The sequence below is a fragment of the Saccharopolyspora thermophila genome (assembly GCF_014646075.1).
Taxonomy (GTDB): Bacteria; Actinomycetota; Actinomycetes; order Mycobacteriales; family Pseudonocardiaceae; genus Saccharopolyspora; species Saccharopolyspora thermophila.
Genome location: NZ_BMMT01000002.1, coordinates 548,331 through 564,913, shown reverse-complemented (window position 1 = coordinate 564,913; position 16,583 = coordinate 548,331). Strand labels below are relative to the sequence as shown.

General features: G+C 69.5%; 13 protein-coding genes and 1 pseudogene. 6 read left to right on the top strand and 8 right to left on the bottom strand.

The window, feature by feature from the left end; all coding sequences use genetic code 11:
• Window positions 1-93 precede the first annotated feature (93 nt).
• From IEY17_RS06010 to IEY17_RS06000, 3 genes are all read left to right on the top strand, one after another.
• Window positions 94-1,599, top strand: a complete 1,506-nt coding sequence (locus IEY17_RS06010; RefSeq protein WP_188986230.1) for an MFS transporter — start codon at window positions 94-96, stop codon at window positions 1,597-1,599.
• 64 nt (window positions 1,600-1,663) lie between these two features.
• The gene (locus IEY17_RS06005) at window positions 1,664-2,467 is read left to right on the top strand and encodes an HpcH/HpaI aldolase family protein (RefSeq protein ID WP_229679864.1); all 804 of its coding nucleotides are present in this window, start codon (window positions 1,664-1,666) and stop codon (window positions 2,465-2,467) included.
• 40 nt (window positions 2,468-2,507) lie between these two features.
• Complete coding sequence (locus tag IEY17_RS06000; protein WP_188986229.1) at window positions 2,508-3,614, top strand: mandelate racemase/muconate lactonizing enzyme family protein; 1,107 nt, start codon at window positions 2,508-2,510, stop codon at window positions 3,612-3,614.
• Between the two features lie 133 nt (window positions 3,615-3,747).
• Here the strand turns inward: IEY17_RS06000 and IEY17_RS05995 are convergent, their stop codons facing one another.
• Window positions 3,748-5,082 carry an MFS transporter gene (locus IEY17_RS05995; RefSeq protein WP_188986228.1) on the bottom strand — a complete coding sequence of 445 codons (1,335 nt, stop codon included), beginning with the start codon at window positions 5,080-5,082 and terminating at the stop codon, window positions 3,748-3,750.
• Entirely contained in the window at window positions 5,079-6,353 is a 1,275-nt protein-coding gene (locus IEY17_RS05990; RefSeq protein WP_188986227.1) for a lyase family protein, read from the bottom strand. Before IEY17_RS05990 ends, IEY17_RS05995 begins: the two co-directional genes overlap by 4 nt.
• A gap of 123 nt (window positions 6,354-6,476) precedes the next feature.
• Between IEY17_RS05990 and IEY17_RS05985 the strand changes: the two genes are divergently transcribed.
• Complete coding sequence (locus IEY17_RS05985) at window positions 6,477-7,376, top strand: IclR family transcriptional regulator (protein ID WP_229679863.1); 900 nt, start codon at window positions 6,477-6,479, stop codon at window positions 7,374-7,376.
• A gap of 83 nt (window positions 7,377-7,459) precedes the next feature.
• Here the strand turns inward: IEY17_RS05985 and IEY17_RS05980 are convergent, their stop codons facing one another.
• From IEY17_RS05980 to IEY17_RS05960, 5 genes are read right to left on the bottom strand one after another with little or no spacing between them, the layout of a single operon-like run.
• Window positions 7,460-8,584 (bottom strand): mandelate racemase/muconate lactonizing enzyme family protein, encoded by a 1,125-nt coding sequence (locus tag IEY17_RS05980; RefSeq protein WP_188986226.1) that lies wholly within the window; start codon window positions 8,582-8,584, stop codon window positions 7,460-7,462.
• 32 nt (window positions 8,585-8,616) lie between these two features.
• On the bottom strand, window positions 8,617-9,738 hold the full coding sequence (locus IEY17_RS05975) for an alcohol dehydrogenase family protein (protein ID WP_229679862.1): 1,122 nt from the start codon (window positions 9,736-9,738) through the stop codon (window positions 8,617-8,619).
• Window positions 9,735-11,252 (bottom strand): aldehyde dehydrogenase (NADP(+)), encoded by a 1,518-nt coding sequence (locus IEY17_RS05970; RefSeq protein WP_188986225.1) that lies wholly within the window; start codon window positions 11,250-11,252, stop codon window positions 9,735-9,737. Before IEY17_RS05970 ends, IEY17_RS05975 begins: the two co-directional genes overlap by 4 nt.
• Window positions 11,253-11,292: 40 nt before the next feature.
• Window positions 11,293-11,796 (bottom strand): flavin reductase family protein, encoded by a 504-nt coding sequence (locus tag IEY17_RS05965; protein ID WP_188986224.1) that lies wholly within the window; start codon window positions 11,794-11,796, stop codon window positions 11,293-11,295.
• Between the two features lie 29 nt (window positions 11,797-11,825).
• The gene (locus tag IEY17_RS05960; RefSeq protein ID WP_188986223.1) at window positions 11,826-13,127 is read right to left on the bottom strand and encodes a flavin monoamine oxidase family protein; all 1,302 of its coding nucleotides are present in this window, start codon (window positions 13,125-13,127) and stop codon (window positions 11,826-11,828) included.
• Between the two features lie 350 nt (window positions 13,128-13,477).
• Here IEY17_RS05960 and ribA point away from each other — a divergent pair, with 350 nt between their 5' ends.
• Window positions 13,478-14,692 carry a GTP cyclohydrolase II gene (ribA, locus tag IEY17_RS05955; protein WP_188986222.1) on the top strand — a complete coding sequence of 405 codons (1,215 nt, stop codon included), beginning with the start codon at window positions 13,478-13,480 and terminating at the stop codon, window positions 14,690-14,692.
• A 214-nt stretch (window positions 14,693-14,906) separates the two neighbouring features.
• Here ribA and IEY17_RS05950 read toward each other — a convergent pair whose 3' ends face one another.
• On the bottom strand, window positions 14,907-16,010 hold the full coding sequence (locus IEY17_RS05950; RefSeq protein ID WP_188986221.1) for an NAD(P)-dependent alcohol dehydrogenase: 1,104 nt from the start codon (window positions 16,008-16,010) through the stop codon (window positions 14,907-14,909).
• A gap of 121 nt (window positions 16,011-16,131) precedes the next feature.
• Between IEY17_RS05950 and IEY17_RS25220 the strand changes: the two are divergent.
• A pseudogene (locus IEY17_RS25220) lies at window positions 16,132-16,317 on the top strand (response regulator transcription factor); the annotation flags it as partial.
• Window positions 16,318-16,583: the final 266 nt, after the last annotated feature.

Sequence of the window (16,583 nt, the reverse complement as noted above, 5' to 3'; positions counted from 1 at the left end):
CGGCCACAAAGGAAGCGCCCCTGGCTCTCCCCACCCCGAAGCCGCGGCCGCACCACGCTGACTCGCGGCAACCGCCAGAAACGAGGGACAACGATGTCTGATTCACCCAGAAGTCTCCGCTCCGGAGCCCGCAAGGGCACGCGCCGGCTCCGCGAAGAGGACTGCATCATCGTCGACAAACCGGCGCTCGTCCGCGCGCAAATCGGTGCTGGGGTGGGCAATTTCATCGAGTGGTACGACGTCGGGGTCTACGGCTACCTGGCCGTCACCCTGACCAAGGTGTTCACCGAGGGCATGGACCCGCAGCTCGGCCTGCTCGTGACACTGCTCGGTTTCGCCGTGTCGTTCCTGGTCCGGCCCCTCGGCGGCATGATCCTCGGCCCGATCGGGGACAAGATCGGCCGCCGCAAGGTCATGTTCTTCACCATCGCGCTCATGGCCGCTGCCACCACGCTGATCGGCCTGCTGCCCGAGGCGAGCACGATCGGCGGCTGGGCCGTGGTTCTGCTCTACCTGCTGCGCATGGCGCAGGGCTTCTCCACCGGCGGCGAATACGCCGGCGCGGCGACCTACGTCGCGGAGTTCTCGCCGGACCGCAGCCGCGGGTTCTGGACCTCGATGCTCAACAGCGGCTCACAGCTCGGATTCGCGGCAGGTGCCGCCGTCGTCGCGGCGACCACCGGCATCGCCACCCACTTCTGGGGCCCGGACGCCATGCTCAACGGCGGCTGGCGCGTCCCGTTCCTCATGGCGTTCGTCCTCGGCATCATCGCGATGCTGTTGCGCAGCCGCATCGCGGAGTCTCCGAGTTTCGAGGCCACCCGGGAGAAAACCGCGGTGCAGGATGTCGACCCGATCTTCGTGCGCCACAACCTGTCCGGAGTCCTGCGGCTCTACTGGCCGCAGGTCCTCATCGGCGTGGCCCTCATCGGTGCCGACGGCGCGTCGTCGTACACCCTGACCAGCTACATGCCCACGTACCTCGAGGTTGAAGTCGGAATCGCCTCGGTCCACACCGCGATCGCCACCGTCGCCATCCTCATCCTGCAGGCCATCCTGCTGCCGGTCTTCGGACGCATGTCGGACAAGCTCGGGCGCAAACCGGTCTACCTCATGGCGGCCATCGGCAACCTGATCCTGCTGACTCCCGCGTTCGCGCTGATGCACCTGGGGACCACGTGGTCGCTGTATGTCGCGCTGGCACTCGTGATGATCCCGGGAACGCTGTTTCTGAGCATGAACGCCGCCATCATGGCCGAGCTGTACCCGACGGCCTCGCGGTACTGCGCCGTCGGGTTCACGCAGAACATCGCCGCCTCGCTGTTCGGCGGCACCGTGCCGCTGGTGTCGCAGCTGCTCGTGGAGCTGACCGGGAACAGCTATGCGCCCGCCTTCTACGTCATGGGCTTTTCCGCCCTCGCCCTCGTCGCCGCCCTGTGCATGCGCGAGACCGCCTCGCGGCCGCTGCTCGGCTCGGTCCCGGTGGTGTCCAGCAGGGCGGAGGCCCGAGAGCTGGTCGCCGGCCAGGACACGAACGAGCGCCTGGACACCTCGACCATGCTCCTGGCGCCCCTGCCGGGCGTGAACGAGCGCGCCTGAGCCCACCGACACCGTGCGGCCAGCGGCCGGGCGCTGGCCGCACGGACCACGACGAGGAGGAAACTTGACGAGGGCGAACCAGTCAGCGACGCCGGTCGCGGACTTCGTACGGCGCGTGCGCGAGCGCGAGCCGCTCGTGGGGTACTGGCTGCTGGCCGATTCGCCCGTGATGACCGAGCGGCTGGCGCGGACCGGCTTCGACTACCTGTGCCTGGACCAGCAGCACGGGCTCATGGGCTACAGCGGCATCCGCGACGGCCTCATGGCCATCGATGCGGGCGGCGCCCTGGGTCCGCGCCCCACGGTGGGGCTCGTACGCACGGCCGCGAACGACCCGCGTTGCATCGGCCAGGCACTCGATGCCGGCGCGGCCGGCGTGATCGTGCCGATGATCGACGACGCGGAGGCGGCGCGCGAGGCGGTGCGGAACGCGAAGTACCCGCCGCTGGGGCGCCGCTCGTACGGGCCGATGCGTTCCGAGCTGCGGCGCGGTTCGGACCTTGCGGTGGTGAACGACACGACGCTGGTGGCCGTGATGATCGAGACCGCGGCGGGCCTGGACAACGTGGCGGAGATCGCAGCCGTGCCCGGCGTCGATGCGCTCTACGTGGGCCCGTACGACCTCACGCTCGCGATCGGCGGCGGCCACCCCGACGATCCGGCCGCCGTCGAGGCCCGGGACGCGGCGCTGCACCGCATCCTGCGCGCCGGACACGCCGCGGGCAAGGCGGTGGGCATCCACGCCGACGACGGGGACACCGCGGCAGCGCGCCTGGCCCTCGGCTTCGACTTCATCAGCATCGAGGGCGATCTGGTTCACCTCGAGCAGATCGCGCGGTCGCACCTGGACCGCGCCCGCCGGGTCTGACGGCCCCCACCCACGACCGCCATCAGCTGAGGGAGAGCGCGTGAAGATCTCCGAGATCGCCGTCTACTCGCACCAGATTCCCGTTGTCCACGGGCCCTACCGGATGTCCGTCGGCGAACTCACCACGCTGGAGACCACCCTGGTCAAGGTTGTCACCGACAGTGGCCTGGTCGGCTGGGGCGAAACCTGCCCCGTCGGCCCCGTCTACCAGCCACACCACGCGGCCGGCGCGCAGGCGGCGTTGGCCGAGCTGGCCCCGGGCCTGATCGGCGCGGACCCCACCCAGATCCTCAGCCTGCACCGCCGCATGAACGCGCTGCTGGACGGCCACGAGTACGCCAAGGCCGCCATTGACATCGCCGCGCACGACATCACGGGCAGGCACTTCGGCGTGCGCGTCGCCGACCTGCTCGGCGGAGTGCAGACCGAACGTGTGCCGTCGTACTACGCGCTGAGCGTCGGGGAACCCGATGAGGTCGCCGAGCAGGCCCACCAGCGCGCGAAGGAGGGTTATCCGCGCCTGCAGGTGAAGATCGGCAACCGTCCCGTGGACGTCGACATCGAGGTCGTGCGCAAGGTGTGGGAACGGGTAGGCGGGCGCGTGCGGCTGGCGGTGGACGCCAACCGCTCGCTGGTGACGCGGGACGTGCTGCGGCTGAGCCGCGAGTGCCGCGACATTCCGTTCATCCTCGAGCAGCCCACCCGCACCATGGACGAACTGCACGGAATCCGTGACCGGATCGAGCACGCGATCTACCTCGACGAGACCACAGTGGACGTCAACGCCGTGCTGCGAGCAGTGGGGTCCAACCTCTGCGACGGGTTCGGTCTCAAGGTCACCCGTCTCGGTGGTTTGCTGCCGATGACGACCGTGCGCGGGATCTGCGAGGCGCGGTCGCTGCCGCACACGTGCGACGACGCGTGGGGCGGGGACGTCATCGCGGCGGCCTGCACCCACATCGGCGCCACGGTGCATCCACGGCTCAACGAAGGCGTGTGGATCGCGCAGCCGTACCTCGGTGACCACTACGCCCCCGAGGGCGGCCTCAGGGTCGTCGACGGCCACATCGACCTGCCGTCCGGAACCGGCCTGGGCATCACGCCAGACGAGCGCCGGTTCGGCGCTCCGGTGACGGTCGTTGGCTGACGGTGCGCGCGAGCGGGTCTTCTGCGAGGGAAAGCGAGCCGACGGAACTGGCGAGCTGCCCGGAGCCTCTCGCCGGGCGCGGACAGCCGTATGGTGGTTGTCCGCGCCGGGCGAGGGTGGAGCTGGGGTGAAATCAGGTGCGGGTGTCGATGTCGTCCAGTGATTCCGTACCCGTCTCGGGTGCCCATGCCCAGCAGACGAGGGCACCGAGGACCAGCACGACCACGCAGCCGCCCAGCGCGACGTCCATGCCGTAGCCGCTGGCCACGAGCGGAAGCAGGAACGTGCTCGCTGCGGAGCCGATCCGGCTGGCGGCCACGGCGATGCCCACACCGGAGGCGCGGAGGTCGGTGGGAAAGAGCTCGGGCGGGTAGACGAACTCCAGATTCACCGCTGCCGCCAGGACGAACGCGAATGCCGTGAACAGGCCGACCGAAACGACCGGTCCGCCGATGTCGGCGAAGGCCGTCAGCGCGGCCAGCAGTGCGGCGCCGACGACGAAGGTCCCGATCAGAAACAGGCGTCGGGAGATCTTGTCGATGATGAGCAGGCCGACGATCGCGCCGGCCAGCAGGAAGACGTTGTAGAGGGCTCCGGCTCCCAGCTTGCTGGTGACCCCGAGCGCCTCCATCACCTGGGGTGAGAAGGTGCCGAGAGCGAAGAACGGGATGACCTGGCAGACGTAGAACAGGGCACCGACGGCGGTGCGCCTGCGGTGGGCCGGGCTGAACAGGGCGCGCATCCCGCGTCGGGCCGTGGCCGGTGTTGCGGTGGGTGGGAGCACGTTCGGGCCGAGGTGGCGCCGGACGACCGCGGCGGCTTCGGTGTCGCGCCCGTGCCGCGACAGCCACAGCGGCGCTTCGGGGACGCCGAGCCGGAAACCGAAGACGAGCAGCGCGGGAACGGCGCTGGTCGCGAGCATGAAGCGCCAGGAGTCTCCGCCCTGATCGGTGAGCAGGAAACCGATCAGGTAGGCGAAGACGTAGCCGGCGGCCCAGGCGACGGCCAGCAGACTCGTCAACCTGCCGCGGAATCTGACCGGTGCGTGTTCGGTGACCAGGGATTTGCTGACCACGTAGTCCGCCCCGAGAACCAGGCCCAGCAGCAGCCGCAGGACCAGCAGCTGGCCGGGTGTCTGGACGAAAAACTGCGCCAGCGACAGCACGGCGAAGGCCAGCATGTCCCAGGCAAAGATCTGGCGGCGTCCGATGCGGTCGGCGATCGGGCCGGTGAGGACCGCGCCGAAAAACAGGCCGGCCAGGGTGGCCGCGCCCAGCAACCCGACCCACAGCGGGGTCAGTCCGAGGGATTTGGTCGCCGCGGCGATGACGATCCCGATGATGCCCAGGATGAAGCCGTCGCTGAACTGCCCACCGGTACCGGCGATGGTCACCCTGATGTGGAAACGGGTGAGGGGTGCGTTCTCGTAAGCCAGCGGGGCGGTGGTGTTTCGGGCTGAGGTGCTCATTGCGTCGGTCCTCCGTTCCCGGAGACACCGCGCCGTCGGCTGGTGGCGGTCTCGTATCCCTCTGCCGCGGACAGCTCCACCCACTGGTCCAGCGCGCCGGTGAGGTTGCGTTCCCGGTGGACGCCGTTCCACGCCAGGCCGTCGACACAGCGCCGAGCGAAGGTGTCGGCTGCGGCGGCGATGTCGTCGAAGATGGTCGTCAGCGCGTCCAGGATGACCGGCTCCATCACGTTGAGTTCCAGTTCCCCTGCCGCGACGGCGCAGTCCACCGTGTGGCTCTGGCCCCGGACCCGGTAGCTGAGCTGCATGACGTACTCGGGGATCACCGGGTTGACCTTGGCCGGCATGATGGACGATCCGGCCTGCACAGCCGGGATCGTGAGGTCGCCGAACCCGCCGTGCGGGCCGGAGGAGAGGATTCGGAGGTCAGCGGCGATCTTCGCGATGGTGATCGCGGCACGGGTCCCGGCTGCGGCGATCTCGGCGTACGGGTCGAGGTGGGCCAGGCTGTCGTAGCGGTTCTCCGCACTCGTGATGCGGCGTCCGGTCAGGGCGGCCAGCATCTCTGCGCAGCGTTCGCCGAACCCAGCCGGGGCCCCGATGCCGGTGCCGATCGCGGTCGCCCCGATCGGCACCGCACTCAGCCCCGCGGCAGCATCGGCCAGCCCGGCCGCGACACGACTGATCGCCGCAGCGTGGCCCCGGTGGGTGTCCCCGGCGGTGACCGCGACTGCGTCCTGCAGGCACGTACGCCCGAGGTGCGGTGTCTGATCGAACTCAACTGCCTTGCGCTCGAACGCGGCGGACAGCTCGCGCAACGCCGCGACCGGCGCCTCAACCAGCTCCAGGATCGTCAGGGCCATCGCTGTCGGATAGGTGTCGTTCGTCGACTGCGACGCGTTGACGTGGTCGTTCGGGTGCACCGTGATCCCGGCGATCGCGCTCGCGCGGGTCGCGATCACCTCGTTGACGTTCATGTTCGCCGTGGTCCCGCCGCCGCCGTGCACCAGCGGCGTCGGGAACTGATCGGCGTGCTCGCCGGCGATGATCTCCTGGCACGCGGTGACGATGGCATCGCAGCGCGCCTGGTCGAGCACCCCGGACGCGTGGTTGACCCGCGCGGCCGCCAGCTTGACCCGCGCGTAGTTGCGCACGAACGGCACCACGTCACCGAAGGTGCGGCCACGCACCGGGAAGTTCTCCACCCCCAGCTCCGTCTGGAGCCCGTAGAGCTGATCTCGCGGCGTCGTGACATCCAGCTCGGCAGTCATCGACCGTCTCACTCTCCTCGTCGAAAGCGACCTGATCCCGCGGTTGTCCGCGGAGCCGCAACGCTAGGCACGCCTGCCCGAACGGTCCATCGGTGTTGCTGTCACAACAACGCCAGAAACAGTGTGACCTGGTACTTTCACGAAAGTTCGAACGATGGTGTTGTTCATGTAGCAACATGTGGGATGGTGCCCGCGATGGATTCGGCAGCGGAACGCGTCGCCGCACTGCTGCTCGCCTTCGGCGCAGGTGGGGCAGGAAACGACCATGGGGTGAGCGACCTCGCTCGGGCAGTGGGCCGCGAGCGCAGTCAGGTCTCACGCATGCTCAAGGCGCTCGAACGCGGCGGTCTGGTCGAGCAGGACCCCCAGACCCGGCGTTACCGCCTGGGATGGAGCCTGCTGGTGCTCGCCTCGAGTGCGGGAGATTCCGCCCTGCTGCGTGCGGCCCGACCGGCGCTGCGCCGAGTGGTGGCACGTACCGGGGAGGTGGCGCTGCTGTCCGTGCAACGGGGCAACCGTTCGTTCACCGTCCTGCGCGAGGAATCGACCCAGTCCCTCCGGGCAGGCGGCTGGGTGGGCCGGAGTTCCCCGATGCACTGCACGGCCTCCGGCAGGGCTCTGCTGTTCGACTCCGACGACGACCTCGTCGAAGCGCTCACCGAAGACGATCTCCGCATGCCGATCTCCGGCCCGGCAGCGCCCCGGACCGTCGACGAGCTCCTCGAACGACTGCACGTCGAGCGGGACAGGGGCTATGCGGTGGCCAGCGAGGAGGTGGAGATCGGCCTGACCTCGGTCGGCGTCCCGATCCGCGACCACACCGGCACCCTGATCGCCGTCATCAACATCTCCGGCCCCACCTCGCGCATGATCGGCCGGATCGACGAATCGGCCCGCCGACTTTGCATCGCGGCCGCGGAGATCGAGACGGCGCTCCAGCAGCCCTTCCAACGGGAGACCGGAACGCCGGCCGGCCGAACGACGAGAACACCAACCGGAAGCCGACCCCGGCAACCGCGGTAGGCACACGAGGACCTCCGGGGCCGGTGTGATCCACACCGGCCCCGGAGGTCCTCGAGATCCGATCCCGTGGCGCCCGCGACCTCCTAGGCTTGCCAGGTCATGGCCGGGTCGCCGAGAACGTCCTGGTTGACGACGATTCCCAGGCCGGGCGAGCTGGACGGCAGAACTCCGTCCCCGGTGAACACGGCGTCGAACTCCGCCGTCTGCAACGCCACCATGTCCGCGCAGTTCAGCACGCACCGAAGCGATCGCGGTGCGACGGTGGCACCCAGGTGGACGATGGCGGCGAAGGCGATGACGGACCCGACGGTGTCCTGCACGCTGACGGTGAGTCCGGCAGCGCGGCAGATGTCCCGATGGCGGCGGCCCCGCGTCAGCCCGCCGGCCTTGGAGATCTTCAGTCCGATGCCGTCGGCCACGTCGTGCGCCGCGGCGAACGCGATGTCCTCGTCGAGCTGGGCGAGCTCGTCGAGCAGGATGGGGTAGGGACACCTGCGGCGCAGTGACAGGGTTTCGCGCCACGTGGCGCAGGGTGCCTCGAGGGTGAAGTCAAGCCCGTGCGGCAGCAGCTGGATCATGCGCAGCGCGGTCTCCGGCAGGAGCCCGCCATTGGCGTCGACCAGGAAGAACTCGCCGGGGCGCCGGTCGGCCAGGCATGCGGTGATGCGTTCGGCGTCCAGCGCGGGCCCGCCTTCGCTGTCCAGGGCGCCGATCTTGATCGAGTGACCGCGATAGCCCTTGGCCCGGTGCTCGGCCACGCGGCTGCGCATCTCGTCCGGATCGCCCGCGTGGATCGAGGAGATCATGGGCAGGGCAACGCCGGTGGAGCCGCCGAGAAGTTCGCTCACCGGCAGACCCACCGACTTGCCGAAGATGTCCCAGCAGGCCACGTCGAGGGGCGTCTTGGCGTGATGGTGACCGGCCAGGGTGCTGTCCATGACGTCCGCGATCCGGTCGGTCTGCCGGGGGTCCCGTCCCAGCAGCGCCGGTGCCAGCTCGGCGATGCCGGCACGGGCGCCCGCCGCGTGTGCCGCGATGTAGGTCGAGCCGAACGGTGTGCTCTCGCCCCAGCCTTCGGTGCCGTCATCGCACGTGATGCGAACGATGGCGGCCTCGAACGACTCGTAGGTCCGGCCGCCGGACAGCCGGTAGACCCCACCCGCGTACGGGAGTTCCACGTTGTAGAGATCGATTCGTGAGATCTTCATTGCCGCTCCGTTGGTCGGCCGGTCTCTGGTGTTCATCCGGCCACGGCGGGCGGGACGAGCACCAGCTTCCCGAGGTGCTTCTTGGCGAGGAAGTCCGCCTGGGCCCGAGCGATCTCGGCCAGGGGGTAGGTGCGTGAGACGACGGGACGCAGTTCGCCGTGTTCGAGGTATGCGACGAGATTCTCGAACACGACGTCTTCCTGGAAGGTGCAGCCGAAGATCGACAGGTCGTTGAGGTACAACGTGCGCAGATCCAGCTCCGCGACCGGTCCGCCGATGGCACCCGCGATGGCGTACCGGCCGCCCGGGCGCAGCAGGTCCAGCAACTGCGCGGACTGCGGGCCGCCGACCAGGTCGATCACCACGTCGACGGATGTGCGGCCGAGCGCGGCGATCAGGTCCGCACCGCGCTCCACGGTGCGATCAGCGCCCTGTGCCCTGACATCGGCGGCTTTGGCGGCCGAGCAGACCGCGGTGACCGTCGCGCCGCGGCGCTTCGCGAGCTGCACCGCCGCGAGGCCGACTCCGCCCGAGGCGCCGGTGACCAGGACCCGCTCGGCCCCGACCGCGGCTCGGTGCAGCATGTTCTCCGCGGTCGAGTAGGCGCACGGCACGGCGGCCAGCTCCTCGTCGGACAGGTCGCTGCGGACGCGGTAGGTGTCCTGCGCTGGGGCGACCGTGAACTGCGCGAATCCACCGTCGCATTCGCTGCCGAAGGTCCAGCACTGAAACGGCCGGTGGCCGACGGGCGTGCGCAGCATGTTCCGGACCAGCACTCGCTCGCCGATGCGGTCGGGGGAAACACCGTCCCCCACCTCGACGATGCGACCGCAGACGTCCGCGCCCTGGATGCGCGGGAATTCCAGCGCCGCGCCCGACCACGTGGCGTCGCTGTCGTCGACGGTGGCGAAGCCCGTCTGTCCACCCTCGCCGGTCTCCGCTGTGACGCCTTTGGAATACCACCCGATCCGCGTGTTCACGTCCGTGTTGTTGATCCCGGCCGCGGCGACCTGGATGAGCACCTCGCCCGGTTTCGGCCGAGGAACCGGCACGTCGGTCCGGTACTCGAGTTTGTCCAGGCCACCGTGGCCGGTGAGCAGGACGGCGGCCATCGTCCTCGGCACGGCCGCGGCTTCCGCCATGGTCGTGGTCACCTCCAGTTCCGGGACTGGCCGGCCTCGTTGACGGTCCGCGGCAGATCCCACGGGTTCGCTTCCCGCAGTGCCTCCGGCAGCAGGGCATCAGGCGCGTTCTGGTAGGTCACCGGACGCAGGAACCGCTCGATCGCCGCCGTGCCCACCGAGGTGTGCGACACCGCGGTGGTGGCCGGGTAGGGGCCGCCGTGCTGCTGGGCCGGCGTGACCGCAACCCCGGTGGGCCACTCGTTGAAGACGATCCGGCCGCTGCGCTGGGCCGCGAGGTCCAGCAGCGGGGCGAGGCGGGCCCGTTCGGCGTCAGCCGGTTCGCTCGACGTGTGCACGGTGACGGTCAGGCTGCCGTCGACCGCCGCGACGATCTCCGCCGGGTCGTCGTCCGCGTCGTACTCGGCGATCACTGTGGACGGACCGAAGTTCTCTTCCAGCAGAACGGCGCGGTGCTCGAGCAGGTTGTGCGTCGAACCGGCGTGGAACAGGGTCGGCGTGAACGCGGGAACGCCGGAGGTGTCGGCCTGTTCGCGCCCGGCCACCAGGACCGTCACACCGGGAACACCAGCCAGTTCCTCGATCCGCTCCTGGTACCGCTGGGCGATTCCGGAGGTGAGCAGGCGTGCCGCCGGAACGTCGTGGACCAGCTTGGCCAGGCGTTCGGGCAGATCCGTTCCGCGTGGGAGCAGCAACACGCCCGGCTTGGTGCAGAACTGGCCCGCCCCGAGGGTGAAGGACCCGACGAAGCCCGCGGCGATCTGCTCGCCGCGTTCGCGCACCGCCTCGGCGGTGACCACCACCGGGTTGATGCTGCCGAGCTCGCCGAAGAACGGGATCGGTGACTCCCGGGACGAGGCGATGTCGAACAGGGCCCGGCCGCCGGCGACCGAGCCGGTGAACGCGGCGGCGGAGATGCGCGGGTCCCGCAGCGCCCGCACCCCGGCCTCCCGGCCGCTGATCAGGCTGAACGTTCCGTCCGGTGCGCCACTGCGCGCCAGCGCCGACCGCACGACCTCCGCCGTCCGCTGCGAGGTCACCGGATGGCCGGGGTGTGCCTTGAGCACCACGGGGCAGCCTGCCGCGAGCGCGGAGGCGGTGTCGCCGCCGGCGACCGAGAACGCGAACGGGAAGTTGCTCGCCGCGAACACCAGCACCGGCCCGAGCGGAACCAGCCAGCGGCGCAGGTCCGGCCGCGTGCCGAGCACGAAGTCGGGGTCGCGGCGGTCGAGGACGATCCGGAGGTAGGAGCCGTCCCGCAGCACGTCGGCGAACATGCGCAGCTGGACCGTCGTCCGCTTGACCTCACCGGTGAGCCGCGCCTCGCCAAGCCCGGTTTCCTGACCGGCGATGCTCACGAGGTCGGTGGCGGCGGCGTCCAGGGCGTCGGCGACCGCGGAGAGCGCCTCGGCTCGCCGGCGCGGGGTCCACCTCCCCCACTCGTCGGCGGCGGCGGCCGCCGCACCCAGGCAGCGATCGAGTTCCGCTGCCGACTCCTCGCGGCCTGTCTGGTCTACTGTGGTCATCGGGTACTCTCCGTTCGTACGTGGGTCGGTGCCGTGGCGCTCAGGCGCTGATCTCCCGATATCGGCCGAACCGTCCACGGTGGAAGATCAGCGGCTCGCCCTCGCCCGCTTCGAGGTGGCGCACGTCGGCCACCACGATCACGTGGTCACCGCCGTCCAGCTCGTGCCGGATCTCGCAGTCGATCCAGGCGTGTGCGCCCGAGATCCGGGGGTTACCGTCGGCGGACTCGTGCCAGGCCACCGCGCGGAACTTGTCGTCGCGTTTGCTGGACAGGACCCGGCAGACGTCGTTCTGCCCGCTGGCGAGCACGCTGGCGCTGAACCGACCAGCGGGGCGGATCTTCGGCCAGCTGGTGGACGTCAGCGCGACGCTGAAGTTGACCAGCGGGGGATCCAGCGACAGCGACTGGAAGGTCCCGACGACCAGTCCGGCCGGTTCGCCGGTGCCCACCTGGCGGCCTGCCACGACCACCACACCGGTGGGCAGGTGTCCCATCACGTCGCGGAAGTACCGCGGCTCGATCGTCGAAAGCGAGGCGGTCATGATCGGTTCCTCCAAGCAGGTGTCGGCGCCTAGCGCGAGGCGGTGAGTTGCGCGGTGAGTTCGCGTGCCACGCGAAGGCCGCTTTCGATGGCTCCGTCGATGAACCCGGCCCACAGGTTGGCGTTGTCGCTGCTGGCGAAGTGCAGGACGCCTTCCGGCCGTTGCTGGGCCTGGAGGTAGCGGGTGAGCTGGTGCGGCCGGTGCATCAGCCACGTCTCGCGGGAGTAAGGATCGGACATCCAGTCGTGGCCGGTGACCTCGAGGACCTCGAGATCGTCGCGCCACACGCGCAGCGCGGCGCGGACGGCGTCGAGGTCGTCCGGCGAGATCTTCTGCGCGTCCGCCCCGAAGGCGACGAGGACGGCGTCGTCGTCCCCGAGGTATTCGGTGCGCACGACCGACAGGGGGTGGGAGGCGGAGGAATAGGCGAAGAACGGCTTGATCGGACCGCGCACGCGGATCCACGCCTTGACGCCCTTCGAGGCCGTTTTCTCCTTGCTCGCCGCCAGTTTCTCCGCGCACAGTGCCGGCGACACGTCGAGGTCGCCGATGATGTTGTGCGGCAGCGTCACCACGACCCGCCGCGCGTGGATCTGTTCCCCGGACGCGGTGGTGATCACCGCGCCCTCAGCGTCGTGCTCGATGCGGCGCACTTCGGTGGACGTGCGGATCTCGGCGTCGACGTCGGCGACGATCGCCTCGACCAGGGATCGGGTTCCCGTCGCGAGCCGGAAGACCGCGGATGCCTCGTGCATGAGGTGCCAGGAGCCGGCGGTGGCGGCGGTCCAGCGCAGGCCGCTGGTGAAGGCACCCTCGTCGAGCGGGGCGTTGAAGTGCCCGACCCACGCGGCCTCGTTGGCCTGGCGCTCCTCCACCGGGAGGTGGAGTTCGTCGAGCTTGTCCTGGATGCTGCAGGCGTCGACCTCGGCGAGCTCCGGTTCCGCGAGCGGCTGGTCCGGCCGGGGGATCCAGCGCATCGTGTCGGCCAGCAGCCGCCGCATGCCCGGGTCGATGAGCTCCATGAAGCCGTCGAGCGTGCCCTTGCGGACCTCGTCGCCCGCCAGCCAGTACGCCTCTTCGGGCCGCGGCCCGCGGGTGACCTCCAGGCCGTAGCGGGTGATCTCGGCCCACACGTGCGGCTGCACCCAGTGCAGCCAGGTGCCGCCGATCTCCAGGTCGCGGCCGAGCCGGTGGTCGGTCCACACCCGGCCGCCCAGCCGGTCGCGGGCTTCCAACACGAGGACACGAAGGGAACTGCGGCTGAGCTCGCGGGCGGTGATCAGTCCGGCGATCCCACCGCCGATCACTACAACATCGGCTTTGTCAGGCACGGTGACACTCCGTCGTGGTCGGTTCTGCTGGGTTGGTCGTCCTGCGCTACACGCGACAGTCGATCACAAAACTGGTCGATTCGTTCACATCTTGAACAATCGCGCCTCAGTGTGAACCGCGCGGCCCGTCGCGTCAAGAGGCCAAGAGCGTCATGTCAACTGCTGGGCGGCGAATGCAGGATGACTCTTGACGCCGATGATGACACGTGTCATCGTATTCGAACGAACTAGTCACTATCTGAACGCCACCCGGTGGCAGTGGCGCAGGCAGTAGATCCGAACGCGGTCGCACGGGAAAAGAGGTGTGCCTCGATTCGTGCGCACCGGTGCACAGTCGCAGGAGTGAACCCATGCCTTGGTCGAGCGTTCCCGAAGCCGTTGCCGCACTCGCCGCAGGCGGGAAGGTGCTCGTCGTCGACGATGCGGACCGGGAGAACGAGGGCGACCTGATCATGGCCGCCGAGTACGCGACGACCGACGAGGTCGCGTTCTTCCTGGAACACACCTCGGGTTTCCTGTGCGTCGCGATCGACGGCGCCCGCGCGAACGCGCTTGAGCTGGACCTGATGGTGCGGGACAACACCGAGAGCCAGGGCACCGCCTTCCTGGTCAGCGTCGACTACAAGCACGGGACGACCACGGGGATCAGCGCGCAGGACCGGGCGAAGACGATCCGGGCGCTGGGCGACCCGCGGGTCGAGCCAGCCGACCTGGCGCGGCCGGGTCACGTGATGCCGCTGCTGGCCAAACCGGGTGGGGTGCGGCAACGCCCCGGGCACACCGAGGCGGGCGTGGACCTGTGCCGCCGGGCCGGGCTGAGTGGAGCCGCCCTGCTGTGCGAGGTCGTGACCCCGGACCGGCGGCAGATGATGCGCGGCCCGGAACTCGCGGAATTCGCCGCGCGACACGGCATCCCGATGATCTCCATCGCCGACCTCATCAGCTGGCTGCAGGATGCCGACTCGGGGGTGCGCCGGACGGGGCAGGCCACGATTCCCACCGATCTCGGGACTTTCCGGGCCAGCACCTACCAGTCAGGCGCCGACGACGTCGAACACCTGGTGCTGACAATGGGTGACACCGACGGTGCCGACGACGTTCTCGTCCGCCTGCACAGCGAGTGCCTCACCGGCGACCTGGTCGGCTCGTTGCGCTGCGACTGCGGCGCGCAACTGCGCATGGCGATGGCGGCGATCGCGGACGAGGGCCGCGGCGTGATCGTCTATATGCGCGGACACGAGGGACGTGGCATCGGCCTGGGGCAGAAGCTGCGCGCCTACGAGCTCCAGCAGCACCAGGGGCTGGACACCCTCGAGGCCAACGTGGCGCTCGGCCTGCCGGTGGACAGCCGCGACTACACGGCGGCGGCCGGCATCCTGGCCGACCTCGGGATCGCGTCGGTCCGGCTCATGACGAACAACCCGGACAAGTGCCGCGCACTCACCGCATGCGGGGTGACCGTCAGCGAGACCATCCCGCTCGAAGCCCAGCCGAACGAGCACAACGCGGCGTATCTCGCCACCAAGCGGAACCGGATGGGCCATCGGCTCGAGCAGATCGCCTGACCACCACGACACGACAACCGCGAAACAGCTCGCACGTTGATGACCGTGCCGGGGATTCGGCACGGTCATCAACGTGTTCGGATCCAACCTTGTTCAGTCGCCGCCGGACGATGCGCGCGTCAGGCCATGTCTCCGGCCGGCGAAAGTCGCCGGCGCGGCCGGGCCGCGGGCTTTCGCTGGCCGGCGCGGCCCGGGCCGCTGGTGCTCTGGTCGGTCAGGCGTCGAAGGTCAGCACGGCCTTGGCCACCTCGCCGTGGTGCGCCGCCTCGATCGCCTCGTTGATCTTGTCGAACGGGAACGTGGTGATGAGCTGGTCGAACGGGAAGCGGCCCGCTCGGTTGAGCTCGATCATGCGCGGAATGAACTCCGCGGGCACCGCGTCGCCCTCGATGACACCGACCAGCGAACGGCCGAACAGCAGGTGGCCCTGGTCGATCGTGACCTCGTTGTTCAAGCCCTGGAAGCCCACGGTGGCGCACACGCCGTAGGACTGCAGGCACTCCAGCGACTGCCGAACGACCTGCGGCAACCCGATGCAGTCCACCGAGTACCGGGCACCCGTCCCACCGGTGACCTCCCGGATCGCCTCGACCGGGTCGCGATCAGTCGGGTCCACGACGTGCGTGGCACCGAACCGCGACGCCAGCTCCCGCCGGCTCGCCATCGGATCCACCGCGATGATGGTGGAGCACCCCGCCGCCACCGCCGCCATGATCGCGCTGAGCCCCACCGAACCGGCCGCGAACACCGCGATGCTGGAGCCCTCCTCGGGGTTCAACGAGTTCAGCACCGCCCCCGCACCGGTCTGCACACCGCAACCAAGCGGCCCGAGCAGCTCCAGCGGCAGATCGGGGTCGACCTTGACCGTGTTGTTCACGGTTGCGATGGCGTGCCGGGCGAACGACGACTGCCCGAAGAAGTGCCCGAAGATCTTCTCCCCACCACGGCCGAGCGGCGACGAGCCGTCCAGCCGCGCCCCGACCAGGTTCAGCGGCACGAAGTTGCGACAGTGCACGGTCACGCCGCGCTCGCACAGGTCGCAGTTGTGGCAGGAGTTGTAGCTCAGGACCACGTGGTCACCCGGGGCCAGCGTCGTGACGCCCTCCCCGACCGCCTCCACCACACCCGCCCCCTCGTGACCGAGCACGACCGGCAGCTGCTCCGGGGCCGCGGTCGCGATCACGCCGAGATCGGTGTGGCACACCCCGACGCCGACCATGCGCACCAGCACCTCCCCCGCACGCGGCTCGTCGATGTCGACCTCCTCGACAACCAGCGGTTTGCCGGTTTCGCGAAGCACTGCTGCGGTGGTCTGCATGGAATCGGTCCTCTCGGTGATGGTTTTCACACTGCCGTCGAGTCGGCGCGACCGCAGCATGCTGCACCGAGCAGATCAGCGAGCACCTCCAGATGGGGGTTTTTCACACGATCTCACGCTGATCACGGCTCGCGAGTACGACGTGCTGCGCCGGGTGGCGCTGGGGCAGAGCAACCCGGAGATCGCCGAAGCGATGTTCTTGTCCCGCAACACTGTCAAGAGCTCCCTGCAGAACGCCTGCCGCAAGCTGGGTGCGCGCAACCGGGTCGAGGCCATCGCCAAGGCTCGCGACCTGGGACTGTTGTGAGCCGCCTCATGGTGCACGGTCCGGTATGGGGTGATGTGCACCATCTGCGGGTCGTGTCGTTGCGGTGCGCCAGGCGCGGGCCCCGGCGGCGGTTTGTCTACTGTGGAGGGTAGCTTTTCCAGGTCAGACCGGCCCGGAGCGCACCACTGCCGGTAGCCGGACGTTGGTCTCGGCGGACCCTGTTCGCCCTTTTGGGATGGTTACGTGATGTTGTGCTGACTGTGCGTGTTTGGAGTCACCGGGTTTCAGGTGGACATGGGGCCTGA